At 63.7% G+C, this 25,907-nt stretch carries 24 protein-coding genes and 1 tRNA gene; 20 read left to right on the forward strand and 5 right to left on the reverse strand.

Translation table 11 applies throughout. From position 1 onward, the window contains the following. Positions 1-170: 170 nt before the first annotated feature. The 4 genes from B5G12_RS10260 to B5G12_RS10275 all read left to right on the forward strand — a co-directional run bounded on the left by B5G12_RS10260 (position 171) and on the right by B5G12_RS10275 (position 6,634). Entirely contained in the window at positions 171-1,775 is a 1,605-nt protein-coding gene (locus B5G12_RS10260) for a peptidoglycan D,D-transpeptidase FtsI family protein (RefSeq protein WP_087324859.1), read from the forward strand. A gap of 118 nt (positions 1,776-1,893) precedes the next feature. Then, positions 1,894-2,142 (forward strand): preprotein translocase subunit SecG, encoded by a 249-nt coding sequence (secG, locus tag B5G12_RS10265; protein ID WP_087324860.1) that lies wholly within the window; start codon positions 1,894-1,896, stop codon positions 2,140-2,142. A gap of 341 nt (positions 2,143-2,483) precedes the next feature. Continuing rightward, positions 2,484-4,598, forward strand: a complete 2,115-nt coding sequence (gene rnr, locus B5G12_RS10270) for a ribonuclease R (protein ID WP_087324861.1) — start codon at positions 2,484-2,486, stop codon at positions 4,596-4,598. Positions 4,599-4,876: 278 nt separating this feature from the next. After that, on the forward strand, positions 4,877-6,634 hold the full coding sequence (locus B5G12_RS10275; RefSeq protein WP_087324862.1) for a bifunctional metallophosphatase/5'-nucleotidase: 1,758 nt from the start codon (positions 4,877-4,879) through the stop codon (positions 6,632-6,634). A gap of 139 nt (positions 6,635-6,773) precedes the next feature. Here the strand turns inward: B5G12_RS10275 and B5G12_RS10280 are convergent. Beyond that, positions 6,774-6,847 (reverse strand) — tRNA-Gln (locus B5G12_RS10280). A gap of 169 nt (positions 6,848-7,016) precedes the next feature. Between B5G12_RS10280 and B5G12_RS10285 the strand changes: the two genes are divergently transcribed. From B5G12_RS10285 to B5G12_RS10335, 11 genes are all read left to right on the forward strand, one after another. Then, the gene (locus B5G12_RS10285; protein WP_087230460.1) at positions 7,017-7,307 is read left to right on the forward strand and encodes a DUF2508 domain-containing protein; all 291 of its coding nucleotides are present in this window, start codon (positions 7,017-7,019) and stop codon (positions 7,305-7,307) included. A gap of 108 nt (positions 7,308-7,415) precedes the next feature. Further along, the gene (scfA, locus tag B5G12_RS10290; protein WP_087230457.1) at positions 7,416-7,562 is read left to right on the forward strand and encodes a six-cysteine ranthipeptide SCIFF; all 147 of its coding nucleotides are present in this window, start codon (positions 7,416-7,418) and stop codon (positions 7,560-7,562) included. 75 nt (positions 7,563-7,637) lie between these two features. Next, positions 7,638-9,089, forward strand: a complete 1,452-nt coding sequence (gene scfB, locus B5G12_RS10295) for a thioether cross-link-forming SCIFF peptide maturase (RefSeq protein ID WP_087324863.1) — start codon at positions 7,638-7,640, stop codon at positions 9,087-9,089. Further along, positions 9,086-10,486: an Orn/Lys/Arg family decarboxylase gene (locus tag B5G12_RS10300; protein ID WP_087324864.1), complete on the forward strand. Its 1,401-nt coding sequence runs from the start codon at positions 9,086-9,088 to the stop codon at positions 10,484-10,486. The genes scfB and B5G12_RS10300 overlap by 4 nt, the downstream gene beginning before the upstream one ends. 193 nt (positions 10,487-10,679) lie before the next feature. Further along, complete coding sequence (locus B5G12_RS10305) at positions 10,680-11,402, forward strand: ABC transporter ATP-binding protein (RefSeq protein WP_087324865.1); 723 nt, start codon at positions 10,680-10,682, stop codon at positions 11,400-11,402. Further along, entirely contained in the window at positions 11,399-12,997 is a 1,599-nt protein-coding gene (locus B5G12_RS10310) for a hypothetical protein (protein ID WP_087324866.1), read from the forward strand. The genes B5G12_RS10305 and B5G12_RS10310 overlap by 4 nt, the downstream gene beginning before the upstream one ends. A gap of 253 nt (positions 12,998-13,250) precedes the next feature. Beyond that, positions 13,251-14,990 (forward strand): glycosyltransferase, encoded by a 1,740-nt coding sequence (locus tag B5G12_RS10315; protein WP_242956009.1) that lies wholly within the window; start codon positions 13,251-13,253, stop codon positions 14,988-14,990. Positions 14,991-15,036: 46 nt separating this feature from the next. Then, positions 15,037-16,116 carry a glycosyltransferase gene (locus B5G12_RS10320; protein WP_087324867.1) on the forward strand — a complete coding sequence of 360 codons (1,080 nt, stop codon included), beginning with the start codon at positions 15,037-15,039 and terminating at the stop codon, positions 16,114-16,116. 59 nt (positions 16,117-16,175) lie between these two features. Continuing rightward, on the forward strand, positions 16,176-17,000 hold the full coding sequence (locus B5G12_RS10325) for a glycosyltransferase family 8 protein (RefSeq protein ID WP_087324868.1): 825 nt from the start codon (positions 16,176-16,178) through the stop codon (positions 16,998-17,000). A 232-nt stretch (positions 17,001-17,232) separates the two neighbouring features. After that, positions 17,233-17,607: a metal-sensing transcriptional repressor gene (locus B5G12_RS10330; RefSeq protein ID WP_087230438.1), complete on the forward strand. Its 375-nt coding sequence runs from the start codon at positions 17,233-17,235 to the stop codon at positions 17,605-17,607. A gap of 29 nt (positions 17,608-17,636) precedes the next feature. After that, the gene (locus B5G12_RS10335; protein ID WP_087324869.1) at positions 17,637-20,192 is read left to right on the forward strand and encodes a heavy metal translocating P-type ATPase; all 2,556 of its coding nucleotides are present in this window, start codon (positions 17,637-17,639) and stop codon (positions 20,190-20,192) included. A gap of 87 nt (positions 20,193-20,279) precedes the next feature. Here the strand turns inward: B5G12_RS10335 and B5G12_RS10340 are convergent, their stop codons facing one another. From B5G12_RS10340 to rpmB, 4 genes are all read right to left on the reverse strand, one after another. After that, positions 20,280-21,116 (reverse strand): sugar phosphate isomerase/epimerase family protein, encoded by an 837-nt coding sequence (locus B5G12_RS10340; RefSeq protein ID WP_087324870.1) that lies wholly within the window; start codon positions 21,114-21,116, stop codon positions 20,280-20,282. 20 nt (positions 21,117-21,136) lie between these two features. Then, positions 21,137-21,925: an alpha/beta hydrolase-fold protein gene (locus B5G12_RS10345; protein WP_087324871.1), complete on the reverse strand. Its 789-nt coding sequence runs from the start codon at positions 21,923-21,925 to the stop codon at positions 21,137-21,139. A 34-nt stretch (positions 21,926-21,959) separates the two neighbouring features. Beyond that, entirely contained in the window at positions 21,960-22,136 is a 177-nt protein-coding gene (locus B5G12_RS10350) for a DUF4250 domain-containing protein (RefSeq protein ID WP_087230427.1), read from the reverse strand. 82 nt (positions 22,137-22,218) lie between these two features. Further along, a complete protein-coding gene (gene rpmB, locus B5G12_RS10355) occupies positions 22,219-22,407 on the reverse strand; it encodes a 50S ribosomal protein L28 (RefSeq protein WP_087230425.1) in 189 nt (62 codons plus the stop codon). 243 nt (positions 22,408-22,650) lie between these two features. On the opposite strand from rpmB, the gene B5G12_RS10360 reads away from it, so the two are divergent. The 5 genes from B5G12_RS10360 (at position 22,651) to ytfJ (ending at position 25,861) form a co-directional block, all read left to right on the forward strand. Next, entirely contained in the window at positions 22,651-23,325 is a 675-nt protein-coding gene (locus tag B5G12_RS10360) for a site-2 protease family protein (RefSeq protein ID WP_087230423.1), read from the forward strand. A gap of 4 nt (positions 23,326-23,329) precedes the next feature. Continuing rightward, positions 23,330-24,073, forward strand: coding sequence for a segregation and condensation protein A (locus B5G12_RS10365; protein ID WP_087324872.1), 744 nt, complete (start codon positions 23,330-23,332; stop codon positions 24,071-24,073). Then, complete coding sequence (gene scpB / locus B5G12_RS10370; protein ID WP_087324873.1) at positions 24,060-24,596, forward strand: SMC-Scp complex subunit ScpB; 537 nt, start codon at positions 24,060-24,062, stop codon at positions 24,594-24,596. The genes B5G12_RS10365 and scpB overlap by 14 nt, the downstream gene beginning before the upstream one ends. Continuing rightward, complete coding sequence (locus tag B5G12_RS10375) at positions 24,593-25,351, forward strand: hypothetical protein (RefSeq protein ID WP_087324874.1); 759 nt, start codon at positions 24,593-24,595, stop codon at positions 25,349-25,351. Before scpB ends, B5G12_RS10375 begins: the two co-directional genes overlap by 4 nt. Before the next feature lie 102 nt (positions 25,352-25,453). Beyond that, positions 25,454-25,861, forward strand: coding sequence for a GerW family sporulation protein (ytfJ, locus tag B5G12_RS10380; protein ID WP_087230412.1), 408 nt, complete (start codon positions 25,454-25,456; stop codon positions 25,859-25,861). Positions 25,862-25,907 lie beyond the last annotated feature (46 nt).

Consider the following 25,907-nt stretch of genomic DNA (forward strand, 5'->3'; position numbering starts at 1 on the left):
CTGCTCCCCTGGGCCGAAAGCCTACCCGAGTATTGCAAACTCAAATAATTTTAACCGATTTGAGTTCCTTATGGGAGCTCTTTTCTTTATCCCTCACGGGGGATTATTGAGCGCTTACGAATAACCGGACCCTGTCCGGCCCACACTGTCTGCAAAGGGGGTGCGGGCTTTTGTCTGTACGGAGGATCACCGCTCTGTATGGGGTGCTGGTGGGATTGTTTGTAGTGGTGCTGTGCAGGCTGTATCTGGCCGCCAGCAACACCGGCTATGCAGCCCGCGCTGCGGGGCAGAGCAGCGTCACCCTCAGTATGCCCGCCCGGCGGGGCACATTTTATGACTGCCAGGGCCTGCCCCTCACCGGGCTGCAGACCGGCTGGTATGCCCTCTGTCTGCCGGGGGAGAGCAGCTATGTCCGCCTGTACGATGCGGCCACGCCGGCAGGGCAGGCGGCGCTGTACCAGCGCAGGAACGCCGCGGCGCCCTTTCTGCTGGAGGTCAGCCGGGATGTGTCCGCGCTGGGGGTCTATGCCTACCCGTCGGTCCGGCGGTATTGCCAGGCGCCCCTGTGCCAGCACCTGATCGGCTATCTGGACGGGGAAGGGCGGGGCGTGGCAGGATTGGAGGCCGCTCTGGACCGCCAGCTGGCGGGCAGCGGCAGCCGGGATACCATCACCTGCGAGGTGACCGGCCAGGGGCGTCTGGTGGAGGGGACCCAGCCCCTCTACACCCGGGCGGGCTTTGAAGGGGCGGATGTGCAGCTGACCATTTCCCGGCCGGTGCAGCGGGCGGTGGAGGCGGTGGCGGCACAGACCATGACCAGCGGCTGTATCCTTGTGCTGGATGTGGACACCGCCCAGGTGCGGGCCAGCGTCAGCCTGCCTGGCTACGACCCGGACTATGTGGCCGCCAGCCTGGATCAGCCCGGCAGCCCTCTGCTGGACCGCACCCTGGCGGCCTATGCGGTGGGCTCGGTGTTTAAGCCGGTGCTGGCGGCTGCCGCCATCGAGGCGGGACTGGACGGTCTTGTGGTGGAATGCCCCGGCTATACCATGGTGGACGGACAGGTGTTCCGCTGTGCTTCGGGCACCGCCCATGGCACGGTGGACTTGGCTGCCGCCCTGGAGCAGAGCTGCAACGGCTATTTCATCCGTCTGGGGCAGCAGCTGGGAGCCGAGCGGGTGCTGGAAGCGGCCCGGGCTGTGGGCTTTGGCCAGCACACGCCGGTGGCGGGCAGCTTGCAGGGGGCGGCAGGGGAACTGCCCGCCCTGGAGACGCTGGAGGCCTCGGGGCAGCTGGCCAACTTCAGCTTTGGACAGGGACAGCTGCTGGCCACTCCCCTGCAGGTGGCCGCCATGATGAACACCATTGCCGCCGGCGGCGTCTGCCGTACCCCCAGCTTTGTGCTGGCTGTTTTGGATGGAGAGAGCGGCGAAGTGGTGGAGAGCGGCGCCATCCCCGCTGCCCGGCAGGTGTTTTCGGCCCGGACCGCCCAGCGGCTGCAGCAGCTGCTGACGGGGGTGGTGGCAGAGGGCACCGGCCGGCAGGGCGCGCCCATCCATGGCAGTGCCGCCGGCAAGACCGGCACCGCCCAGACCGGCCAGTTCACTGCGGAAGGGGAGGAGAAGATGAATTTGTGGTTTGCGGGGTTCTGCCCGGCGGAGGACCCCCGGTATGCGGTGGTGGTGCTGCAGGACGGCCAGACCGACCCCGTGTGCTCCAGCGCCCGGATCTTTGCCCAGGTGTGCGAAGCTTTGTGGCTGCTGGAACAGGAATAGCTCCAAAGCATCTTGCTTTTGACAGGATCTTGTGCTATTCTATAAAGGTATTTCCATGCAAATCGATTCGGGGGCTGGCCCAGCGGGCTGCCCGGGAGTTTAAAGGAGCGTTCTACACATGACGGTTTATGAGATTGTCGGCGGCGTTGTTCTGCTGATCGTTGCACTTGTGATCATTGTGCTGACCCTGCTGCAGCACACCCACGGCCAGGGCCTGTCCAGCGCCATTGGCGGCGGGATGCAGGGCGCCAATACTACCCGCCTGAGCCCCGCCGACCAGATGCTGGCCAAAGTGACCCGCATCGCCGGTGTGATCTTCTTCGTGGTGGCGATCGCCGCCTGCGTGCTGTCCAGCCGCCTGGGCTGACATGCTTTGCCGCGTCCTGTGGCTGCGTAGCCGAGCCGCGTCCAGCGGACGAAACAGGCGAGGCGGAGCAGGGGCCGCGGTCTGAATGTTCAAGCGTATTGCATGCGCGCCGGAAATTCAGGGTACCGCAACCCGGACGGAACAGCGAGGATCGCAAACCACAACAGGGGATACAGGGCGCAGAAACTGGCTTCCCCGAAGGTGTGCCGGCACGGCACGCCAGAGAGGCCCCGCAGGAAAAGCGGGGCTGTTTTTGTGCCCGGGCACGGCCCCGGGCCTGGCAGCGCGTCCGCCCGAAGCAGCAGGCGGTACGCAGAAGGATGTGAAGGAGAGTATTTGATATGCCAATGAGAGACAAGATCGAGCGGGCCATCCAGATGCAGCCCTGTACAGTGCGGGACCTGAAAGTCAAATTCGGCGGAGACCGCGCTGCCGACCGCAAGGTGATGGAGGCGCTGGACCAGCTGGTCCGGGAGGCTGTGGTCTGCCAGACCGAGGGCGTGTTCTTTACGGTGCGTTCGGGCCGGAAGGATAAGGCCCTGGTGTGCACCCTGGTCAAGCTGGGCAAGAATTTTGGCTTTGCCATGCTGGAGGACGGCACAGGGGACATCTTTATCCCCGGCCGGATGATGAAGGGCGCCATGCCGGGAGACCGGGTGCTGGTGGAGAAACTGGCCCATCCCCGGGTGGAGGGCAGCGACGAGGGTGAGATCCTGGCCGTGCTGGAGGAAAAGAACGACCTGGTGGGCACCGCCCGCCGGATCAGCGGGCGTCTGGTGTTCGTGCCCGATGCCTGCCCTGCCATTTCGATGCAGATCATCCGGGACGGCGAGGGCGGCGCCCGGGACGGGGACAAGGTGGCGGTGGAGATCCGCAGCCGCGGCACCCGCCAGGAGGACCACCGGGTGGCTGTCACCATGCGGTTTGGTTCCAGTGAGGAGGCCAAGCGCTGCGCCAAAGCCCTGCTGTATGACCGGGATGTCCATGTCCGTTTCCCCGACAAGGTGCGGGAGGAAGCCAAAAAGCTGGAGGACGCATCGGTCTCCGAGGCGGATACCGCCGGCCGGATGGATCTGCGGGCCTTGCCCATCTTTACCATCGACAGCGCCGAGACCAAGGACATCGACGACGCCATCAGCCTCAACCAGACCCCCGATGGCTTTGAGCTGGGGGTCCACATCGCGGACGTGTCCCACTATGTCAAGCCGGGCACCGAGCTGGACAATGAGGCGTTCAGCCGTGCCACCAGCGTCTACTACGCGGACCAGGTGGTGCCCATGCTGCCCAAGCAGCTGTCCAACGGCATCTGCAGCCTGAACGAAGGGGAGCTGCGTCTGGCTTTCTCCTGTCTGATGCACCTGGACAAGACGGGCAACCTGGTGGATTACAAGTTTGTCAAGTCGGTGATCCGCAGCCGGGTCAAGGGCGTGTACAGCGAGATCAACGCCCTGCTGGCCGGCACCGCCGACACCGAGCTGCAATACAAATACGCCGAGGTGGCTGCCCAGCTGCCCGCCATGAAGGCGCTGTACGGCCTGCGCGCCGGCCTGCGCCGCCAGCGGGGCTGCATGGACATCGAGAGCGGCGAGGTCAAGCTGATCCTGGACGAGAACGGCCGGTGCATCGACGTCAAAAAGCGGGTGCAGGGGGAGAGCGAGGCCATGATCGAGGAGTTCATGCTGCTGGCCAACCAGTGCGCGGCCCATTTCGCCCGCACCCGCAAGATCCCCTTTGTCTACCGTGTGCACGAGGAGCCCAACAGTGAGAAGCTGGAGCGGCTGCACACTTTGCTGAAGGCCTGCGGCATCAACGACCACTTTGCAGCTGAGGTGCCCCAGCCCAAAGAGCTGAGCGCCATCCTGGAAGGGGTCAAGGGCACCCCCTATGAAAAGATCATCCACACCGGCCTGCTGCGGTGCATGTCCAAGGCGGAATACCAGGCCCAGCCCAAGGGCCACTACGGCCTGGTGCTGAAAGACTATGCTCACTTCACCAGCCCCATCCGCCGCTATCCCGATCTGGCCATCCACCGCATCCTGACCGACCTGCTGTCCGGCACCGACAAGGAGACGCTGACGGTGCGCTATGCCGACTTTGCCGAAAAGGTCAGCAAGCAGTCCAGCGCCCAGGAAGTGGTGGCCATGCAGATCGAGCGCAGGGCCGAGGACTGCTACAAGGCCGAATACGCCCGCCTGCACATTGGGGAATGCCGCGAGGGCACCATCTCGGGCGTCACCCAGCGGGGCGTCTTTGTGGAGCTGGACAACGGCGTGGAGGGCTTTGTCCCTGTGGGCAGCCTGACCCCCTCCGGCGCGCTTTTGACCGAAGGCGTGCGCCTGTCCGACCCTGTCTCGGGCAAGTCCTGGAATCTGGGCGACAGCCTGATGATCACCATTGTCCGCGCCGACGTCAACTTGGGCAAGGTGGACTTCGAGCCGGCCCGTCCCAACGCATAAATCGTGCCTGTATGGCGCTCTGCCTGCCCCGGTTTTCCGGGCGGGCGGGGCGCTTTTTTCTATTTGGGACAGGGCGGGGAAAATCTCTGGCCGGTTTTGGCGATACTGCCCAAGATGTTTTCCTATTTTGGCAGAAAGTACCGTTTTTTGACGGTTTGGGTCTTGTTTTAGGTCCGCGTTTATGCTATTGTTATAGCAGTGGTACTGCGGGTATTTTCTATAGCCTGCGGCACAGAGCTGACCAAAACCACAAACAACCGAACGAGGAGGATGTTCCGATGAAAAATTACATATCGCGTCGTAATTTCCTGAAAACCGCCGGCGCTGCCACGGGTGCAGCTGCGGCTCTCGGCCTCACGGGCGCCCCGCTGGCTGCGGACGGCCTGTTCATTGCGCCTGAGAAGCATCCCATCACCATCCTGTATACCAATGACGTACATACCTATATTGACAACGAGGCCCCTGAGCTGACCTATGCCAACATCGAAGCTCTCAAAAAGAGCTACGAAGATGCGGACATGGACGTGCTGCTGGTGGATGCCGGCGACCATATCCAGGGCACCGCTTACGGCGCCATGGACAAAGGCGCTTCCATCATCAAGCTGATGAACTCGGCGGGCTATGACCTGGCCACCCTGGGCAACCATGAGTTCGACTATGGCATGGACCGCATCCTGACCATCGTCAACGAGGAGGCCGACTTCCCCTACATCAGCTGCAACTTCAAGGATCTGCGCACCGGCCGGAAGGTGCTGCCCTCCATCAAGTACTTCTGGCGCGGCGGCCGCATCCTGGCGTTCATCGGCGTCACCACCCCCGAGACCATCACCAAATCCACCCCGGCCTACTTTATGGATGCCGGCCAGAACGAGTTCATCTATGGCATCGACGGCGGCGATGACGGTCAGGCCCTCTACGACGCAGTGCAGAAGGCCATCGACGAGGCATGGCTCTACGCCGACTTTGTCATCGGCCTGGGCCATCTGGGTGTGGACGGCTCCTCCTCTCCCTGGACCAGCCGCGAGGTCATCCAGCACACGGTGGGCTTCAACGCTTTCATTGACGGCCACTCCCACACCGTCATGGCAGGGGAGACGGTCCGGGATGCCGAGGGCAACCCCGTGCTGCTGACCCAGACCGGCTGCTATCTGGGCAATATCGGCCGCATGACCATCGACACCGACCGCAACTTCACCACCGAGCTGATCTCCTCCACCAACGTCAATCCCTTCAATGAGACCCTGATCCTCCAGACCGACTGGATCAACGCCGTGGACGATATGCTGGGCGAGAAGATCGCCGAGAGCCCGGTCAACTTCTATATCAACGATCCCGTCACCGGCGACCGCCTGATCCGTTCGCAGGAGACCAACATGGGCGACCTGGTGGCCGACGGCATCTATGCCTACTTCAATGAGATCGAGCAGCTGGACTGCGACATCGCCATCATGAACGGCGGCGGCATCCGCGCCGACGTGCCCGCAGGCGACTGGACTTACATGACCTGCAAGACGGTCAGCCCCTTCGGCAACGTGGCCTGCCTGATGTCGGTCACCGGCGCGCAGATCCAGAACGCCCTGGAGTTCGGCGCGCGCTACGCCGGCTCGGGCCAGGAGAACGGCGGCTTCCTGCAGGTGGCCGGCGCGACCTATGAGATCCACACCGATATCCCCAACACCGTCCAGACCGACGACCAGAACGTCTGGACCGGCCCTGCCACCGGTACGCCCCGTGTGCAGAACATCAAAATCTACAACAAGGCCACCGGCGCCTATGAGCCTCTGGACCCCGCCCGCACCTACAACATGGCCGGCATGAACTACACCCTGCGCAGCCTGGGAGACGGCTTTGCCATGTTCGACGGCGCTACCCTGGTCAAGGATTACGTCTCGGAGGACTACCTGGTGCTGTCCAGCTACGCCATGCTGTTCAACGGCGGCAGCATCACCAGCGCCAACAGCCCCCTGGCCGACTATGCCGGCTATCTGCTGGACTATGAGAACCCCTACGGCGCAGGCCGCATCACCCTGCTCTGAGATTCTCGCTGCGAATAAATCCCATACCTTCTGATTTCATAAAACCTTCCTGCCCGCCCCGTGCGTTCCCGCCGGGGCGGGCTTTTTGGCGCTGCGGAAAAATAGACAACAAAAAAGCCCCGTCCCATCGGACGAGGCATGGTTGGGGATGAGAGAATCGAACTCCCACAAGTAGAGTCAGAGTCTACCGCACTACCACTATGCAAATCCCCATCGTATTCTGTTTTGCGGGCCAGCGTTTGCTGCCGACGCTCTATATTATAGCCGCCGGGAGGGGCAATGTCAACCCCCAAAATAAAAAAATCGGCATATTTTGCCAGCCCCAAAGCGTAGAATGGGATAAACGACCCAGCTGCGAGAAAAGAGCAAGGAGGAGACTGCCATGTCCGAAGCTGCCAGCCGCGCCAGCCTGCTGTCCCCCCGGGTGCACCGGGATATGGAGCATGAGCGCTATCACCCCGAACTGGAGGAAGAACTGAAAGAATGCCTGTACTGCCTGCGCCGCAACGCCATGATGTTCAATCTGGAGGTGGACCCGGACCTGGTGGAACAGCGGATCTATGAGCGGCAGGCTTTGCTGTGCCGCTACCGGTATCTGCTGCAGCGCGCCCGGGAGCTGGGAGTCCACACCGTGCTGGCCGGCCTGCCCTCCTTTGAGGATGGCAGCCCTTGACAGCAGGGGCAAACCGTGTTATCATATCAAACAAGATACGCGTGCTGTGGGTGCGCCCGCCCGGCGCAGTTTCCAGCGTAAACGATAGAGAATAGAGAGGTACATACCATGGAGAGAATCAAGACCATTGCGACCCGCGACCTGACCAAGAGCGTCCAGACCGGCGGCTGCGGCGAGTGCCAGACCTCCTGCCAGTCTGCCTGCAAGACTTCCTGCGGCGTGGCAAACCAGAAGTGCGAGAACGCAAACAAGTAAACTTGGCCCCATCGGATGCCGCCTTTGCCGGGCGGCATTTTTTTGTGGGCTGTTTTGTGCTTTACGGAGGACAGAATGGTACATCAGTATAAGCTCAACGGATACAACATCGTGCTGGATACCTGCAGCGGCTCGGTCCATCTGGTGGACGACGTGGCCTATGACGTCATTGCCCTGTACAAGGAAATGCCCCGGGACCAGCTGGCCGCCAACCTGCTGGCCAAATACGCCGCCCGCCCCGATGTCACCGCCGCAGACCTGGATCAGTGCATCGACGATGTGGCCGCGCTGGAAGCGGCAGGCAAGCTGTGGAGCCCCGATATCTACGAGGACATGGCCTTTGATTTCAAAAACCGCAGCCATGTGGTCAAGGCCCTGTGCCTGCATGTGGCCCATACCTGCAACCTGAACTGCTCCTATTGCTTTGCGGCCCAGGGCCGCTACCAGGGCGAGCGCGCCCTGATGAGCCTGGAGGTGGGCAAGCGGGCCATGGAGTTCCTGATTGAGAACTCGGGCACCCGCCGCAACCTGGAGGTGGACTTCTTCGGGGGCGAGCCCCTGATGAACTGGCAGATGGTCAAGGACCTGGTGGCCTACTGCCGCGGCCGCGAAAAGGAGACGGGCAAGAACTTCCGCTTCACCCTGACCACCAACGGTATGCTGATCGACGACGATGTGATCGATTTCTGCAACCAGGAGATGAGCAACGTGGTGCTCAGCCTGGACGGCCGCAAAGAGATCCACGACCGGCTGCGGGTGGATTATGCGGGCCGCGGCAGCTACGATACCATCGTGCCCAAGTTCCAGAAGCTGGTGAAGGCCCGCGGCGGCAAGAACTATTACATCCGGGGCACCTACACCCATGCCAACACCGATTTTACGAACGATATCTTCCACATGGCAGATCTGGGCTTTACCGAGCTGAGCATGGAACCGGTGGTCTCCAAGCCCGACGATCCCTGCGCCCTCACCCAGGAGGACCTGCCCGTCCTGCTGGACCAGTACGAGCTGCTGGCCAAGGAGATGCTGCGCCGGGACCGGGAGGGCCGGGGCTTCACCTTCTACCACTACATGATCGACCTGACCGGCGGTCCCTGCATCTACAAGCGGATCTCGGGCTGCGGCTCGGGCACCGAGTATATGGCCGTCACTCCCTGGGGCGACCTGTACCCCTGCCACCAGTTTGTAGGCGATCCCAAATACCTGCTGGGAGATATCTGGAAAGGGGTCACCAACACGGCAGCCCAGGACGAGTTCCGCCACTGCAACGCCTATGCCCGGCCCGAATGCAAGGACTGCTGGGCCAAGCTGTACTGCTCGGGCGGCTGCGCGGCGAACGCCTACCACGCCACCGGCAGCATCTCGGGGGTGTATGAGTATGGCTGCGAGCTGTTCAAAAAGCGGATCGAATGCGCCATCATGATCCAGGTGGCCGAGAACCAGGACCTGGCAGCCCAGGGCATCGAGGTGCCCATCCAGGTGGGCGGCGCCTGCACCGCCTGTGCCGACGGCGAGGGGTGCGAATGAGCGCCACCCCTCTTGCGGATTTTGTCCGGGCCTATGCCGAAGCAGGGATATCCCGGCTGCATATGCCGGGGCACAAGGGTCACGGCCCGCTGGGCTGTGAGGCCTGGGATCTGACCGAGATCGCCGGGGCGGACGAGCTGTATGAGGCGGAGGGGATCATTGCCCAAAGCGAGACCAATACCGCCCGGCTGTTCGGTTCTGCGGGCACCTTTTATGGGACCGAGGGTTCTTCCCAGTGCATCCGGGCCATGCTGTTCCTGGCTCTCCAGGCTGCCCCGGCGGGGCAGGGCAGACCGGTGCTGCTGGCGGCCCGGAATGCCCACAAGGCTCTGCTGTACGCTGCGGCCTTGCTGGATTTCGATATCCGCTGGCTGTGGCCCCCGGCAGACGGGCAGGGCGGCAGCCTCTGCGCCTGTCCGATGTCCCCGGAAACCCTGGATGCGGCCCTGACCGGATTGGAGCAGACGGGGAACAGCCCCTTCGGCGTCTACCTGACCAGCCCCGACTACCTGGGCGGGATGCAGGATGTAGGGGCTTTGGCCTCTGTCTGTCATGCCCATCGGACGCCCCTGCTGGTGGATCACGCCCATGGGGCCTACCTGCGGTTTTTGCCCGGGGGCAGCCGCCACGCCCTGGATCAGGGGGCGGACCTGTGCTGCGACTCGGCCCACAAGACCCTGCCGGTGCTGACCGGCGGGGCCTATCTGCACCTGGGGCACGGCCTGCTGCGGCCCGAACCGGCGGCAGTGCGGGGCGCCATGTGCCTGTTTGGCTCCACCAGCCCGTCCTATCTGATCATGCAGTCGCTGGACCTGTGTGCCGGTGCGCTGGCAGGGCCATGGCCGGGAGAGCTGGCTGCCTGTGTGGAAGCGGTGAACGGCCTGAAAGCCCGCCTGGCTCGTCTGGCCCCCGGCTTGGTACGCCCCGCAGAGCCCCTCAAACTGGTGCTGGATGCCAACGCCCTGGGCCGCAGCGGCCGGGCTTTGGCGGATCTTCTCCGCGTCCATAAAGTGGAATGCGAATACGCCGACGGGCAGTATGTGGTGCTGATGTTCGCTCCTGGCAACCGCCCTCTGGACTATGAGCGGGTGGAGCAGGGGGTGAAAGCGGCGGTCCAAGCCCCGGCAGAAGGCGCTTTCCGCCGGAATGCGCCGGCCCCCGGCCTCTGGGTCCGTCTGGAAGAACAGGCGCGCCCCCAATGCACCATCCGTCAGGCGGTGTTTGCCCGACAGGCCCTTGTGCCGGTGGAGCAGGCGGTGGGCCGGGTCTGCGCGCTGCCCACGGTGGCCTGCCCGCCCGCTATCCCCATTGCGGTCAGCGGTGAAACGATCGGCCCGGCGGCGGCAGAGCTGTTTGGCTATTATGGCATCCGCCGGGTGGCGGTGACGACTGAATAAAAGACAGGAAGCGGCAGGCTCAGCCTGCCGCTTTTTTGTGCCCTCTTGACAGATGCAGAATAAAATGATATGATTTTGATATCAAAAAGATTGTACGCTGCCCGTTGACAGGGCGGAGTCTTTCTGCTATAATCGGCTCACAATTAACATGAATGTTAAATGATGGCAGCTGCCATCGGACAGGAGGCGCTTTATGCTGCGTATCCAGCATCTGACCAAGACGTATGGGGATAAAAAGGCGGTGGATGACCTGTCTTTGCACATCTGCCCGGGGGAGATCTACGGCTTCATCGGGCACAATGGAGCAGGCAAGACCACCACCCTCAAAAGCTGCTGCGGCATCTTGCAGTTCGAGGGCGGGGATATCCTGGTGGACGGGATATCCATCCGCACCGACCCGCTGGCCTGCAAGCGGCAGATGGCCTACATCCCCGATAACCCCGACCTGTACGAGTATATGACCGGCATCCAGTACCTCAACTTCATCGGGGATGTATTTGGGGTGCCGGGGCCGCTGCGGGCAGAGCGGATCGAGGAATACGGCGCTTTGTTTGAGCTGGCAGGGGACCTGGCTCAACCGGTCAGCGCCTATTCCCACGGCATGAAGCAGAAGCTGGCCATCCTGTCGGCCCTGCTGCACGACCCCAAACTGCTGCTGATGGATGAGCCCTTTGTGGGTCTTGACCCCAAGGCGGCCCACCAGCTCAAGCAGCTGATGCGCCGTCTGTGCGACCGGGGCGGAGCGATCTTCTTCTCCACCCATGTGCTGGAGGTGGCCGAAAAGCTGTGTGACAAAGTGGCCATCATCCGGGGCGGCAGACTGGTGCGTGCCGGCTCGATGGAGGAAGTGCGGGGAGACGACTCGCTGGAAGAAGTCTTTCTGGAACTGGTCGAGGAAAAGGAGGGGCAGGGATGAGCGTCTTGCTGCGGGCCATGCTGAAAAAACAGCTGCTGGAGATGACCGCTTTTCTGCGCCGGAACGCCGCTACCGGGCGCAGCCGCACCGGCTGGCGTGTGATCGGATTTGGGGCGCTGATGGTGCTGGTGCTGCTCACCGTGGCGGGCAGCGTGGGCCTGCTGGCCTGGCTGGTCTGCGTCCCTCTCACCCAGGCCGGGCTGGACTGGCTGTATTTTGTGCTTTTGCTGGTGCCTGCCTGGCTGGTGGGGGTGATGGGCGGAGCCTTCGCGGCCTACGGGGAACTGTACCGCCCCCGGGACAATGAACTGCTGCTCTCGCTGCCCATCCCGCCGGGGATGATCCTGGCGGTGCGGATGGGCTGTGTCTGGCTGACGGGCACCGGCTACCTGGCCGTGATCCTGGTCCCGGCGTATGGGGTGTACCTGCTGTTTGGAGCCCACCCGTGGAGCGCCGCTCTGGCCCTCGTGCCGGTGACGGTGTTCCTGGGCTGTCTGGTGCTGGCGGCGGCCTGCCTGGCGGGATGGGCCGCGGCCCTGCTGGGAGAGCGGATCACCCGGTTCAAACCCCTGTTCAGCCTGCTGTACGCGGTGCTGGTGCTGGGGTTTGCCTTTGGAGCCCACTTTGGGATCCAGCAGGGGATGATCTGGCTGATGACCCATCTGGACAGCTTTGCCGGAGGCCTGCGGGCCGACGCCTGGGTGCTGTATCTGCTGGGGCAGGCTGCGGTGGGCGATCTGCCCGCCCTGGCCGTTCTGGGAGCGGTGTCTCTGGCGGTCCTGGGCGCCGTGGGACTGGTTTTGCGCCGCAGCTACCTGCGGCTGATGACCACCCACCGGGGAGCCCGCCGCTCCGCCAGCCGGGCCGGGGCCATCCGCGCCCACAGCCTGCGCAGGGCGCTGCTGGAGCGGGAGTTCCGGCGGCTGGGCAGCTGCACCAGCTATCTGGTCAACGGGATGCTGGCAAGTCTGTTCCTGCCGGCGATGGGGGCGGCGGCTCTGTGGAAAGCGGGACAGTTGTCGGCCGTGCTGGCGATGCTGCCGGCAGGATACGGCCCGGCGCTGGGCTGCGCTTCGGTGTGCGCCGTGGCCTCCATGAACCTTTTGACCCCGCCTTCGGTGTCCCTGGAAGGAAAGACCCTCTGGCTGCTGCAAAGCCTGCCGGTGACCCCCTGGCAGGCTTTGCGGGCCAAGCTGGACCTCCATCTGGCCTGTACGCTGCCCCCCGCGGCCTTTGCCATGCTCTGCCTGCTGTGGGTGACAGGGGGGAGCTTTTGGGAGGGGGTGCTGGCTCTGCTGGGTGCGGGTCTGTATGTCCTGTTCAGCGGGGCGATGGGCCTGGCGCTGGGGCTGCGGCTGCCCAACCTCCACTGGACCAACGAGACTGCTGCCGTCAAAGGCGGCGCGGCGCCGGTGCTGACCTTGTTTGCCGGATGGGGCGTCCTGATGGTGCTCTGTCTGATCTGGTGGGGGATGCAGTCGGTGCTGGGTGCGGCAGGGGCTTTGGCCGTCTGCTGCGGCCTGCTGGGGGCAGGCTGCGCGGCGCTGCTGGCCTGGCTGCGGCGGGGCGGCTGCACCCTCTTTGCACAGATGTGAAAATCTTAAGGAATTTTATAAAAACAGGTGTAAAGCTGCAAAGAATAGGTAAATTGCCTTGCAGAGCGCTCAAAAACCTGCTAAAATAAAACCGGAATCATCGGGCCGACGGACAGCACCCACTGCCCGCCGGCCCTTTCGTGCCGAAAACGGACTGGGACTCTCCATATTTTTGCAAAAAGTCCGGCTTCTGATTCGTTTTATAGGAAGAAGCGGCTTTCTCAGACAAACTCTGTTACGGAGGTGCTGAACCATGAAGATCTTGCTCACCACCGATTGGTGGACCCCGGCCGTGAACGGCGTGGTGCGTTCGGTGACCCTGCTGCGCAGGGAGCTGCTGGCCCAGGGGCACGACGTCCGGGTGCTGACCCTGTCGTCCACCAATCAGTCTTATGAAGAAGACGGCGTCTATTATCTGGGAAGCATGAGCGCCGACCGTGTCTACCCCGGAGCGCGGGTGCGGCTGCTGGCCTGGAGCCGCTGGCTGAAAGCCCTGGCAAGCTGGCGCCCGGACGTCATCCACTCACAATGTGAATTTTCCACCTTCCTGCCGGCCTGGCAGCTGGCACGCCGGTGCAACTGCCCGCTGGTGCATACCTACCACACCGTCTATGAGGATTACACCCGCTATGTGATCCCCAGCGAGCGGTGCGGCCGGGCGGCGGTGAAGGAATTTACCCGCTTGGTGTCGGGCCGGTGCGACGCCATCCTGGCGCCCACCAACAAGGTCACCGGCCTGCTGCAGGAATACCGGGTCAGCTGCCCGGTCTACACCGTGCCGACCGGCATCGACCTGACCGCTTTCCGTCCCATCCGGCCGGAGGACAAGCCCGCTCTGCGCCGGACCCTGGGCCTGCCCGAGCAGGAGAAGATCCTGGTGTCGGTGGGCCGCCTGGCTGCCGAGAAGAACCACGGGGAGCTGCTGCGCCTGCTGGCCAGGGAACCTGCGGACACACGCCCTTTGCTGCTGTTTGTCGGGGACGGCCCGGTGCGGGCCCAGCTGGAACAGCAGGCCGCCGACCTGGGTCTTGTGGACCGGGTGATGTTTGCGGGGATGGTGCCTCCCGGCGAGGTGGTGCGCTATTACCAGGCAGGCGACGCCTTTGTGTGTGCCTCCCAAAGCGAGACCCAGGGCCTGACCTATTTTGAGGCGCTGGCCTGTGGCCTGCCTGCCATCGTCCGCGCCGACCCCTGCCTGGAGGGCGTGGTGGAAAACGGGGTCAACGGCTGGCAGTGGAAGGACGCTGCCGGTTTCCATCAGGCGCTGGAGGTGCTGCTGTCCGGGACGCGGAACGACAGCCTGCGGGCGGGGGCCCTGGCCACGGCCGAACGGTACTCTGCCGGCCATTTTGCCGCCCAGGCCATGCAGGTGTACAGTGAGGCCATCGAACGGCGGCGCACCCTCAACGGGGGATTGCCCGCCGGCGTGCCGGCGGCTCTGTCCGGGGCCTGTTTTTTCCTGTGCCTGTGGCTGGGCGTATGGGCCTGGCAAAAGGGCCTGCTGACCGACCTGGGAGCGCTGCAGGCCTGGGTGGCCGGACTGGGCGTATGGGCCGCTGTGGCCTTTGTGGCGTTCCAGGCCATCCAGGTGGTGATCCCCATTCTGCCCGGCGGGCTGGGATGCCTGGCGGGTGTGGTGCTGTTTGGCCCGTGGTACGGCTTTGCCTACAACTATCTGGGGATCTGCGCGGGGTCCATGGCGGCCTTCGGGGTGGCGCGGTACTGCGGCCGCCCTCTGCTGGAGCGGATGTTCCCCCGCAAGCTGCTGCTGAAATACGACGGCTGGCTGGGCAAAAAGAGCTTTGCCAAATGGTTTGCCCTGGCCATCTTTTTCCCGGTGGCGCCGGATGACTTTTTGTGCTATCTGGCGGGCACCACTTCCATGGGGTGGCGGCAGTTCACCCTCATCATCCTCACCTGCAAGCCCTTTGCCATTGCGGCTTACAGCACCGGCCTGACGGTGGCCATGAACGCCATCCTGCGGCTGCTGTGACCATTTTACGCAGGCGCTGCCTGCCAGTACAAGAAGGGAATACATCATGTCTGTCTGCATTTATCATGGCGGCTACGATACCGTCCGCAAAAGCGGCGTGGGCAAGGCCCTGGAACACCAGACCGCAGCCCTGAAAAGCGCCGGCCTGCCCCTGGTGGACCAGCTGCCGCCTGCGGGCCCTGAAGCCCGGGAATGCGTGGTCCATCTGAATACGGTGCTGCCCAGCGCCCTGCTGGCGGCGGCCCGGGCCCATGCCCGCGGGTGCAAGGTGGTCTACTATGGTCACTCCACCATGGAGGACTTCCGCAACAGCTTTTTGGGATCCAACCTGCTGGCCCCCCTGTTCAAGCGGTGGCTGATTTTGTGCTACCGGCAGGGGGATGTGGTGATCACCCCCAGCGTCTATTCCCGCCGCATCCTGATGGGCTACAAGATCGGACGGCCCATCTACACCCTTTCCAATGGCATCGACACCGACTTTTTCAAGCCGGACGCCGACCGTGCAGCCCGCTTCCGCACCCGGTACAGCCTGGGAGAAGGGCAGAAGTGCGTCATTTCGGTGGGACACTGGATGGTGCGCAAGGGCCTGCCGGATTTTGTGGAGCTGGCCCGGCGGATGCCCCAGGTGCGGTTCATCTGGTTTGGCCAGACCGACGACGCCTTGCTCACCGACGAGATCCGCCAGGCCATGGAGGCGGCGCCCGGCAATGTGCTGTTTGCGGGGTATGTCAACGCGGAGGAACTCTGCGACGCCTACTGCGGGGCCGACGCCTTTGTGTTCCTCAGCCACGAGGAGACCGAGGGGATCGTGGTGCTGGAGGCCCTGGCCTGCGGCATCCCCACCCTGCTGCGGGATATCCCGGTGTACGACAACTGGCTGCAGGACGGCAGATCGGTCTACAAGGCCGCCACTCTGGATCAGTTCGAGTCCAGGCTGAAGGATATGCTGGCCGGCCATCTGCCCAGTCTGAAAGACGGTGGGATGGCGGTGGCGGAAGCCCGGAGCCTGCGCCAGATCGGCCAGGGGCTGTGCCGCATCTATGCTTCCAGCGGCTTTCTGGAAGCGGCCAAGACAAGCCCCGAAGCCGCCCGCGCAGAGGCTGCCGCCAAAAAGAGACGGGCCTGAGGGCGCCTGCGCCCCGGGCCGCAGGTATATAAAACGATCGGTCTGGATACAATAGAGATATGAACTTACTATTTTCCATCAACCAAAAATTCATCCCCCTGTGGCAGCAGTGCATGGCCACCATCCTCCGCCATGGGGGTGCGGACCGCTACGACATCTATGTGCTCCACTCCGACCTGACCGGGGCGGATGCGATGCAGATGCGCCAGATCCTGCGCCCTGCCGACCGCTGTACCCTGGTGCAGGTGCCGGATGGACTGTTCGAGGGCTTTCCCGAGTCCAGCCGCTACCCGCTGCAGATCTATTACCGGCTGGCGGCGCCTCTGCTGCTGCCCGACACTCTGGGCCGGGTGCTGTATCTGGATGTGGATACAGTGGTGCTCAACAGCCTGGAGCCCCTCTATACCTCCGACTTTGCCGGTTCGGCCTTTATGGCCTGCAGCCATACCACCAGGTTTCTGGACCGGATCAACCAGGTGCGGCTGGGGCTGGACGAGGGAGTGCGCTACCTCAATTCGGGGGTGCTGATGCTCAACCTGGCCGAGCTGCGCCGCACGCTGCGGCTGGAGGACATCCGGGCTTATGCCGAAAAATACAAAAAGCGCCTGATCCTGCCCGACCAGGACATCCTGACCGCCCTGTTTGGGGACCGGGCTCTGGTGCTGGACAGCCGGATCTACAACATGACCGACCGGCTGTACATCCGGTGCAGCGCCACTCCGTCCGAAAAGCTCAGCCTGGACTGGGTGCGCCGCAATACGGTGGTCATCCACTATCTGGGCAAGCCCAAGCCCTGGCAGAAAAGCTACATCGGGCCTCTGGGCGTCTTTTACCAGGAAGAGCTGGCCCTGACCGGGGCGGAGCAGAACGGCGAGGAAGCCTGACCGGCCTGCGCCTGTACGATGCATGAAAAAAGAGGAGACGCACGGCGCGTCTCCTCTTTTTCACTGTTTTTTCACACATATAGGGGGTATGGGTATAAATTCCCACTTGTTTTGTGGGTCGTTCCATGGTATACTGAATGCACAAGTACCCCCAGGGGTGTGCGGTGGAATGGGCCGCACCTCCAAAGGGACTGCCTTTGGTGCCAGACAACAGGAAAGTGAGGACCATAAAATGGAAAATGAAAACAAGATCCCTGCCGGCGCCGCCCAGCAAATCGAGACTGAGCAGCCGGATGCAGGCTATCCCGTGACCACCATACACGGCACCCCCCGCACCCGTCACCGCAGCCCCGAGGAATACCAGGACCTGATCAATCGCCTCAACCGGGTGGAGGGCCAGGTGCGGGGCATCCGCGGGATGGTGGAGCGGGACGCCTACTGCCCGGATATTCTGTTCCAGGCATCGGCTGTCGGCAAGGCTTTGGACAGCTTCTGCAAGGAACTGCTGGCCCAGCACATCCGCACCTGTGTGGTGGACGACCTGGAGGCCGGCCGCTATGAGAGCGTGGATGAGCTGGTGCGGGTGATCCAGCGGCTGATGAAATAAAGCGGCCTCCTGACCAAGAGGAGAACAAGATGGAACAATATACGATCACCGGGATGAGCTGCGCTGCCTGCAGCGCCCGGGTGGAAAAAGCGGTCGGCAAGGTGCCGGGGGTGACGGCCTGTTCGGTCAGCCTGCTGACCAATTCGATGGGGGTGGAGGGCACCGCCTCCCCCCAGGACATCATCCGGGCGGTGGAGCAGGCGGGCTATGGGGCCAGCCCCAAAGCCGCCGGGCCAGCCCAGGCCCAGCCCGCCGCCGCTGCCCTGGACGCCCTGGCCGACCATGAGACCCCCAAACTCAAGCAGAGGCTGATCGCGTCCCTGGGCTTTCTGCTGGTATTGATGTACTTTTCCATGGGGCATATGATGTGGGGCTGGCCCCTGCCTGCCTGGTTTGCGGGCAACCATCTGGCGGTGGCTCTGGTGGAACTGCTGCTGGCCGGCATCGTCATGGTCATCAACCAGCGGTTTTTTATCAGCGGCTTCAAGAGCCTGCTCCACAGGTCCCCCAATATGGACACCCTGGTGGCTTTGGGTTCCACCGCATCCTTTGTGTGGAGCACCTATGCGGTGTTCGTCATGACCGATGCCCAGCTGCACGGGGATACCGCCCGGGTGATGGAATATATGATGGAGCTGTACTTTGAGTCGGCTGCCATGATCCTGACCCTCATCACCGTGGGCAAGATGCTGGAGGCCCGCAGCAAGGGCAAGACCACCGACGCCCTCAAAAGCCTGATGAAGCTGGCGCCCAAGACCGCCACTCTGCTGCGGGAAGGCCGGGAAGTGGAAGTGCCCATCGAGCAGGTGCGCCGGGGAGATCAATTCGTGGTCCGGCCGGGGGAGAATATCCCGGTGGACGGCGTGGTGCTGGAAGGGGCCAGCGCAGTCAATGAGAGCGCCCTGACCGGTGAGAGCATCCCGGTGGACAAGGCCCCCGGGGACGCTGTCTCGGCGGCCACCGTGAACCAGTCCGGCTTCCTGCGCTGTGAAGCCACCCGGGTGGGGGAGGACACCACCCTGTCCCAGATCATCCGGATGGTCAGCGATGCGGCGGCCACCAAGGCTCCCATCGCCAAGATCGCTGATAAGGTGTCGGGGGTGTTCGTGCCGGCCGTCATCACCATCGCCGTCATCACCACCCTCGCATGGCTGCTGCTGGGCCGGGATCTGGCCTTTGCTCTGGCGCGGGGCATCTCGGTGCTGGTGATCAGTTGTCCCTGCGCTTTGGGTCTGGCCACCCCTGTGGCCATCATGGTGGGCAATGGCATGGGCGCCAAAAACGGCATCCTGTTCAAGACCGCAGCCTCCCTGGAGGCCGCCGGCCGCACCCAGATCGTGGCCCTGGACAAGACCGGCACCATCACCAAGGGGGAGCCGCAGGTGACCGAGATGGTCCCTGTGGAGGGGGTCACCGAGCAGGAGCTGCTGACCCTGGCCGCCGCCCTGGAACAGAAGAGCGAGCATCCCCTGGCCAAAGCTGTACTGGCCTATGCCGCGCAGCAGGGCCTGCAAGCCCCTGCCGTGACCGATTTCACCGCCCTGCCCGGCAACGGCCTGTCCGCCCGGCTGGAGGGACGCAGCATCTATGGCGGCAGCCTCAGCTTTATCCAGACCCAGACCCAGGTGCCCGCCGCTCTGGCCCAGCAGGCCCAGCAGCTGGCAGAGCAGGGCAAGACCCCGCTGTTTTTTGGCGGCGAGAAGAAACTGCTGGGTGTCATTGCGGTGGCTGACACCATCAAGGAGGACAGCCCCGAGGCCATCCGGCAGCTGCGGCAGATGGGCATCCGTGTGGTGATGCTGACCGGCGACAACCAGCGCACCGCAGAGGCCATCGGCCGGCAGGCCGGGGTGGACCAGGTGATCGCCGGGGTCCTGCCCGACGGCAAGGAGAGCGTCATCCGGGCCCTGAGCGAAAAGGGCAAGGTGGCCATGGTCGGGGACGGCATCAACGACGCACCCGCCCTGACCCGGGCCGACACCGGCATTGCCATTGGCGCCGGCACCGATGTGGCCATCGATGCGGCCGACGTGGTGTTGATGAACAGCAGGCTGTCGGATGTGCCGGCAGCCATCCGGCTGTCCCGGGCCACCCTGCGCAACATCCATGAGAACCTGTTCTGGGCCTTCATCTACAATGTCATCGGTATCCCCCTGGCAGCCGGCGTCTTTATTCCGCTGGGGCTCACCCTGAACCCCATGTTCGGTGCGGCGGCCATGAGCCTGTCCAGTTTCTGTGTCGTGTCCAATGCGCTGCGGCTGAACCTGTTCGATTTGCACAGCGCCAAAAAAGATAAACCCATCCGGGCCGTTGAACTGCCTCCCGCCCCTGCGCCGCGGCAGACTGCGTGCCCCATCAACACGGAGGTAACTACCATGCAAAAGACCATCAAGATCGAAGGAATGATGTGCGGCCACTGTGAGGCCACCGTCAAAAAAGCCCTGGAGGCCCTGCCCCAGGTGCAGTCGGCCCAGGTCAGCCATACGGCCGGCACCGCAGTGGTCACCCTGAGCGAAGCTGTGGATGACGCCGCCCTGACCAAGGCCGTGGAGGACAAGGACTACACCGTCACCGGCATCGAATAAAGCCGTTTTCCCACACAGCCAAAAAGCCCCCTGCCGTTTTCCGGGCAGGGGGCTTGTCTTTTTGGGATTCAGAGGCAGGGGAGAGGTTCAGTTGCCGCAGAACTGCCGCATAAAGGCGATGTCACTGGCGGCGCGGGCCGGGACGGCCTCCTCCCGCAGGACGGGCAGGGACGCCTGAGGCAGCTGCCGCAGCATGGCAAAACCCCCCGCGTAGTCGATGGCCGACTCCTCCAGGCTGGTGGAGAAGAAGGTGTCCCCCGCAAAGGCCAGGCCCTTGAAGTGGACTGCACTGATCTTGTCGCCGTACCAGCTGCCCACCTTGTCCCAGATGCGGCGCTGGGCGTCCACGGAGGCTTCTGCCGGGCTGACGTAGTTGGCCAGGTCGCAGATCACCCGCAGATTGGAGCTGGCAATGGTGTCCAGTACCATTTTGGTGGCCTCGGGGGTATTCATGGCGTGGTGATGGACGCACTCGACCCCGAACAGGACCCCGGCTTCCTCGCACACCGGCATGATCTCGCCCAGACTGCGCAGCAGGGCTTCCAGCGCTTCCTTCCGGGTGACGCCGGGCTGCTTGGCCATGGCGGTGGTCTCGCTGCCCATGCAGCCGGCCCCCAGCCGCTTGGCGTTTCCGACCTGGCCGATCACCTTGGCAGCCTCGGCCCGGCGCTTGTCCTCGTCGGTATAGCTCAACTCCACATAGGTACCGTAGACGGCAATGCGGACGCCGGTCTGTTCCACCGCCTTCCGGGTGTCTTCCACCAGGGCGGGGGTGACGTCTGCATAGCTCTTGACCCCTTCGATGGCCTTGGTATAGGCCAGCTGGGTGCAGGCAAACCCCGCCTGGCCGATGGCGGCCAGCAGGTCTGCGGGGGTATGGCGGCCGAAATCATGGCCGCGGGCTCCGATGATGAATGCGGGCATGGCAGAGCACCTCCTCTTTCTCAGCTGAACAGACGGTTGGAGAAAACGTCCCAGGCGCGGGCCCACCAGCGCCATTCATGGGTGACATCCTGGCCCCAGATCTCAGTGGAGACGGGGATGCCCGCCCCCTTCAAAGCCTCGTCCAGGGCCTGGGTGGAGGCCAGAGCTGCGGGTTCGGTCCCGTCCTGGGCCTGGCCGGCACAAAGCAGGAACTGGCCCTTCTGGAGGGCGGCCTTGTCGGCGCTGTCCAGAAGGCCCACCGACAGGGCGGCCATGGGCGCGTTGCGCAGGGCCAGGTCATCCCCCCAGCCGCCCAGCCAGGGCGAAGGGTCGTAGCGGCCGGACAGGCCGATGGCTCCGCAGAACAGTTCGGGGCGGCGCAGGCGGCAGTTGACGGCCTGGTAAGCGCCTAGGTCGGTGCCGATGGCCCACAGGATAGGGCCCGCCTTCTCCTCCCTGGCGCCGGCGGCCTCAGGCTGGGCGGATGCGTTCAGGGCCAGGATGCGGGGGACCAGTTCGCCGGTGATATAGTTGAAGTATTTCTCCTGCATCTCGGCCCGGCGGCGCTGGGACAGATGACCGGCCAGGAAGCTGTCCTGGTCGATGCTGTCAGCGCAGAACAGCTGGACCTTGCCGTGCTGGATCAGCCAGCCGGCGGCATCGGGCATACCGTTGTTTTCCCAGTCGTAAAAACGACCGCCCTCACAGGGGAAGGCCAGCACCGGCACGCCCCCGGTGCCATAGACCTTGAACTCCATCTCCCGGCCCAGGGCCGTGCTCCATTCCTTATAATAGATGCCATCCATCATGATGCAGTTCCTCCTTCAGAGAGAATCTTCCTGTTTATTTGAATTGGTTCCGGGCGGGGTCATAGGCATAGCCGATGGCGGCCAGCCGGCCGCACAGGCTTTCCCTGTCGATGTCCAGATCCTCGCACAGGGCGTCCAGGGTGGGGTAATAATCACGCAGCTTCAGGTTGATAACGCTCAGCAGCATGACGGGGTCGCTGGGCAGCGCCATACAAAACACACCTCTTTCGTGAGCGGAACAAGAAACAAAAAGCCGGCCACGGGAAACGTGACCGGCAACATACACCACAGACTTAGACAGCGCGGGTAATCTTGCCAGCGCGCAGGCAACGGGAGCATGCATAAACATACTTGGGGGAACCGTCAACGATCGCCTTGACGCGGCGGACGTTGGGCTTCCAGGTACGGTTGGAGCGGCGATGAGAGTGGGAGACCTTGATACCAAAGGTCACGCCCTTGCCGCAGCATTCACACTTAGCCATGATTTTCGCACCTCCTATGAAGTGAAATCAAAAAGGGAATCCAAAACGATACAGTGTAATCAGCCCTATTATTCTACCAGACACGAGCCGAAAATGCAAGTCCATTTTAAAAAAATGCCGCTGTTTTTTCAAAGTGGCGGCCCGGGGCCTTGTTTCACGGGGAAAAAAATAGTATCATGGAGATACATCGTCCGGGCGGCGGCGCCGTCCGGCAGGGAAATATAAAACAGGAGAAATTTCTTTATGACCATAACGGGCATTTATTATTTGACCCGGCTGCTGGTGACCCTGGTGGCCATCCCCATCCACGAAATGGGCCACGCCCTGGCCAGCTGGCTGCTGGGCGACCCCACCGCCCGGGCCCAGGGACGTCTGTCCCTCAACCCGCTGCGCCACTTTGACCTGCTGGGCACCCTCTGCATGGTGGTGGCGGGGGTAGGCTGGGCGAAGCCTGTCTCCATCGACCCGCGCCGCTTCAAAAATCCGAAGCTGGGGATGGCGGTGACCGCCCTGGCCGGCCCGGCGGCCAACCTGGTGCTGGCCTACCTGTCCATGGCTGCGTGGAAGGCGGTCTATTACTGGGCCCCGGCCAATGCCGTCAGCCAGTATGCGGTCTATTTTTTGCAGTACATGATCATGATGAACGTGGGGCTGGCCGTATTCAATCTCATCCCGGTGCCCCCGCTGGACGGCAGCCGCGTGCTGCTCCTGGTGCTGCCCCGGCGGCTCTACTTCCGGGTCATGCAGTACGAAAAGGTCATCCTGGTCATCCTGCTGGCCGTGGTGTGGTACGGCGCGCTGAACGGGCCGCTGGCCTGGGCCAACAACCAGGTATGGAACCTGCTGGTGGACGGCACGGGCTGGGTGGACCAGCTGGCCTATGCCTCCTACCTGTCCGGCATAGGCACAAGGGTGTGATGGGATGGCAGAGGGATTGACCTTCCACCTGAAGGATTTCGACGGCCCGCTGGAGCTCCTTCTGGCCCTGGTGCAGGCCCACAAGATGGATCTGCACGATATCCCCATCCTGGCGCTGATCGACCAGTACACCGAGGTGGTGACCCAGGCCCACAGGGAGGAGCCGGAGGCGGCCAGCAGCTTCATCGAGATGGCGGCCCGGCTGGTGGAGATGAAAAGCTGGCTGCTGCTGCCCCGCAGCCAGGAGGCCGAGCAGCTCAAACAGGAACTGACCGGACGCCTGATCGAATACGATCGCTGCCGCCGCCTGGCAGCCCAGCTGGCCGGCCGGGCCGGGCAGGTGACGGTCTATGTCCGCGCCCCGGCCTGCCTCGAGACCGATAGCCTCTACCCACTGCGCCATTCCCCCCAGCTTCTGGCCCGCTGCTGGCAGGCCATGGCCGGGCGGGCTAGGCCGCAGCCTTTGGGCCAGGAGACCTTTGAACCGCTGGTGGCGGCCCCCTTCGTCTCGGTGGAAAGCCGGGTGGTACACGTGCTGCGGGGGCTTGCGACCGGCAAAGTGGACCGGCTGGACCAGCTGTTTGCTCCGGACCAGGAGGTGTCCGCCACCGTGGCCACCTTCCTGGCGGTGCTGGAGCTGGTGCGGGCGGGCCGGCTGGAGATCCGTGAGGATGGCGGGCTGCAGATGCGGCGGGGCCGGCTGCCCCGCAGGGAACCATCACAGGAGGATGACCATGGAGCAAATTGAGATCGAGGCCATGCTGGAGGCGGTGCTGTTCGCCCATGCCGACCCCATTGGCCCGGAAAAGCTGGCCGCTGTCCTAGAACTGCCCCAGAGCCTGGTGGCCCGGGGCCTGGAGGGACTGCAAAAGCGGTACCGGCGCCCCGAGAGTGGCCTGGAGCTGCTGTGCCTGGAGGGCCACTGGCAGCTGGCCACCAAAAATCAATACGGCCCCTGGGTGCGCAAAGCCCTGGAAATACGGAAAGCGGTCCCCCTGTCCAATGCCGCCATGGAGACACTGACCGTCATTGCCTACAACCAGCCCGTTTCCCGGGCCTTCATCGAACAGGTGCGGGGAGTGGATTCCTCCTCCAGCGTGTCCGGCCTGCTGGAAAAAGGGCTGATCGAGGAGGCGGGCCGGCTGGATCTGCCGGGGCGTCCGGTGAGCTTCAGGACCACCGACCACTTTTTGCGGGTGTTCGGGCTGAGCAGCCTGGCAGACCTGCCGCCGGTCCGCCCGGAGGATGAGGGAAAGGAGGGGAGCCAATGAATATCCTGCTGGCTGTCCTGCAGGGGGCGCTGTGGCTGGCCGTCCGGCTGGGGCTGCTGTTGCTTGGCCTGCTGGCCGTGGTGCTGGTGCTGGCCCTTGTGATCCTGCTGTGCCCCTTCTGCGCCGACCTCTCCTGGGAAGAAGACCCCGACGACCCGGAGGGCTGGGGCAAAGTGAAGATCCGCGCCGGGGCGCTGGGACTGACCTTCCCGGTGTTCACCTGGCCGGCGCCGCCCCCCGCTGCCGCAGGGCAGGAGGAGGCAAAGCCCGGTTTTCTGGCCCGGCTCTGGGGCAGACTGAAAGGGAAGCTGCAGGCTCGCAAAGCCAGAAAGGCCGCGCGCAAGCCGCTCAAACAGCCTGCCGCCTCCCAGCCAAAACAGAAAGCAAAGCTGACGCTGCATCGGCTGAACACCATGCTGGAGGGGGCCGGTATGCTGACCCGGGCGGCCTTCGGGGCCCTGCGGGTGACCCGCATCCGGGTCTTTATGCCGGTGACAGGGGAGGACCCCGCCCAGGCGGCCGTGGCCTATGGCAGGGCCAACGCCTGGCTCTACCCGGCCCTGGGCGCTCTGAGCCACTGGATCTATATGGACTTTGAGGAACTGCGGCTGGTGCCCTGCATCGACCCCGAGGCCCCGCGGCCTCTGGGCCGGGTCTCCTTCCGGGTATCGGCCCGTGCCCTGTTTGTGGCGATCGCCGCAGGGAAGGTGCTGCTTTTGTTTGAACGGGAAAAGGTACTGGACGTGTTCCTTTAAAATGTGCTATACTGACCTGTGGAGACACGGTTGAATCCAACACGGGGCTGCGCCTGCCGCCCCGCATCCCAATACGACAGCAAGGACAAGGAGGCCAAGAGTATGGCTGAACATCTTCAGGGACTTATGAATGCGACGATGGACAAGGTGCGCCAGATGGCCGACGCCAACACCGTCATTGGCAAAGAGATCCGCACCGAGGACGGCACCACCATCATCCCGGTGTCCCGCATCACGGTGGGGGTCGGGGGCGGCGGCTCCGATTTTGACAGCAAGAACGCTGCACAGAAGGATCTGTTCGGGGGCGGCTCGGGGGCCGGCATCACCATCCGGCCGGTGGCGTTCCTGGTCATCAAGGACGGCCTGGTGCGCACCATCCAGCTGTCCGATCCCTCCAACAGCCTGGACCGGGCTCTGACCATGCTGCCCGAGCTGGTGGACCGGCTGCTGGCTCTCATCCCCGAAAAGCCGGAGAAGGCCGAAAAGGCCGGCGGCGCCGGGGCCGAATGATCCCAAACACACATTATTGAGCGCCGGGAGGCGCACAAGGAGAAGA

The organism is Faecalibacterium sp. An58, assembly GCF_002161515.1.
Classification (GTDB): Bacteria; Bacillota; Clostridia; order Oscillospirales; family Ruminococcaceae; genus Faecalibacterium; species Faecalibacterium avium.

What these genes read in the sequence shown, in the direction of transcription:
- secG (WP_087324860.1), top strand. Translation starts at nt 1,894, where the DNA reads ATGACGGTTTATGAGATTGTCGGCGGCGTTGTTCTGCTGATCGTTGCA.
- rnr (WP_087324861.1), top strand. Translation starts at nt 2,484, where the DNA reads ATGCCAATGAGAGACAAGATCGAGCGGGCCATCCAGATGCAGCCCTGT.
- B5G12_RS10275 (WP_087324862.1), top strand. Translation starts at nt 4,877, where the DNA reads ATGAAAAATTACATATCGCGTCGTAATTTCCTGAAAACCGCCGGCGCT.
- B5G12_RS10285 (WP_087230460.1), top strand. Translation starts at nt 7,017, where the DNA reads ATGTCCGAAGCTGCCAGCCGCGCCAGCCTGCTGTCCCCCCGGGTGCAC.
- scfA (WP_087230457.1), top strand. Translation starts at nt 7,416, where the DNA reads ATGGAGAGAATCAAGACCATTGCGACCCGCGACCTGACCAAGAGCGTC.
- scfB (WP_087324863.1), top strand. Translation starts at nt 7,638, where the DNA reads ATGGTACATCAGTATAAGCTCAACGGATACAACATCGTGCTGGATACC.
- B5G12_RS10300 (WP_087324864.1), top strand. Translation starts at nt 9,086, where the DNA reads ATGAGCGCCACCCCTCTTGCGGATTTTGTCCGGGCCTATGCCGAAGCA.
- B5G12_RS10305 (WP_087324865.1), top strand. Translation starts at nt 10,680, where the DNA reads ATGCTGCGTATCCAGCATCTGACCAAGACGTATGGGGATAAAAAGGCG.
- B5G12_RS10310 (WP_087324866.1), top strand. Translation starts at nt 11,399, where the DNA reads ATGAGCGTCTTGCTGCGGGCCATGCTGAAAAAACAGCTGCTGGAGATG.
- B5G12_RS10315 (WP_242956009.1), top strand. Translation starts at nt 13,251, where the DNA reads ATGAAGATCTTGCTCACCACCGATTGGTGGACCCCGGCCGTGAACGGC.
- B5G12_RS10320 (WP_087324867.1), top strand. Translation starts at nt 15,037, where the DNA reads ATGTCTGTCTGCATTTATCATGGCGGCTACGATACCGTCCGCAAAAGC.
- B5G12_RS10325 (WP_087324868.1), top strand. Translation starts at nt 16,176, where the DNA reads ATGAACTTACTATTTTCCATCAACCAAAAATTCATCCCCCTGTGGCAG.
- B5G12_RS10330 (WP_087230438.1), top strand. Translation starts at nt 17,233, where the DNA reads ATGGAAAATGAAAACAAGATCCCTGCCGGCGCCGCCCAGCAAATCGAG.
- B5G12_RS10335 (WP_087324869.1), top strand. Translation starts at nt 17,637, where the DNA reads ATGGAACAATATACGATCACCGGGATGAGCTGCGCTGCCTGCAGCGCC.
- B5G12_RS10340 (WP_087324870.1), bottom strand. Translation starts at nt 21,116, where the DNA reads ATGCCCGCATTCATCATCGGAGCCCGCGGCCATGATTTCGGCCGCCAT.
- B5G12_RS10345 (WP_087324871.1), bottom strand. Translation starts at nt 21,925, where the DNA reads ATGATGGATGGCATCTATTATAAGGAATGGAGCACGGCCCTGGGCCGG.
- B5G12_RS10350 (WP_087230427.1), bottom strand. Translation starts at nt 22,136, where the DNA reads ATGGCGCTGCCCAGCGACCCCGTCATGCTGCTGAGCGTTATCAACCTG.
- rpmB (WP_087230425.1), bottom strand. Translation starts at nt 22,407, where the DNA reads ATGGCTAAGTGTGAATGCTGCGGCAAGGGCGTGACCTTTGGTATCAAG.
- B5G12_RS10360 (WP_087230423.1), top strand. Translation starts at nt 22,651, where the DNA reads ATGACCATAACGGGCATTTATTATTTGACCCGGCTGCTGGTGACCCTG.
- B5G12_RS10365 (WP_087324872.1), top strand. Translation starts at nt 23,330, where the DNA reads ATGGCAGAGGGATTGACCTTCCACCTGAAGGATTTCGACGGCCCGCTG.
- scpB (WP_087324873.1), top strand. Translation starts at nt 24,060, where the DNA reads ATGGAGCAAATTGAGATCGAGGCCATGCTGGAGGCGGTGCTGTTCGCC.
- B5G12_RS10375 (WP_087324874.1), top strand. Translation starts at nt 24,593, where the DNA reads ATGAATATCCTGCTGGCTGTCCTGCAGGGGGCGCTGTGGCTGGCCGTC.
- ytfJ (WP_087230412.1), top strand. Translation starts at nt 25,454, where the DNA reads ATGGCTGAACATCTTCAGGGACTTATGAATGCGACGATGGACAAGGTG.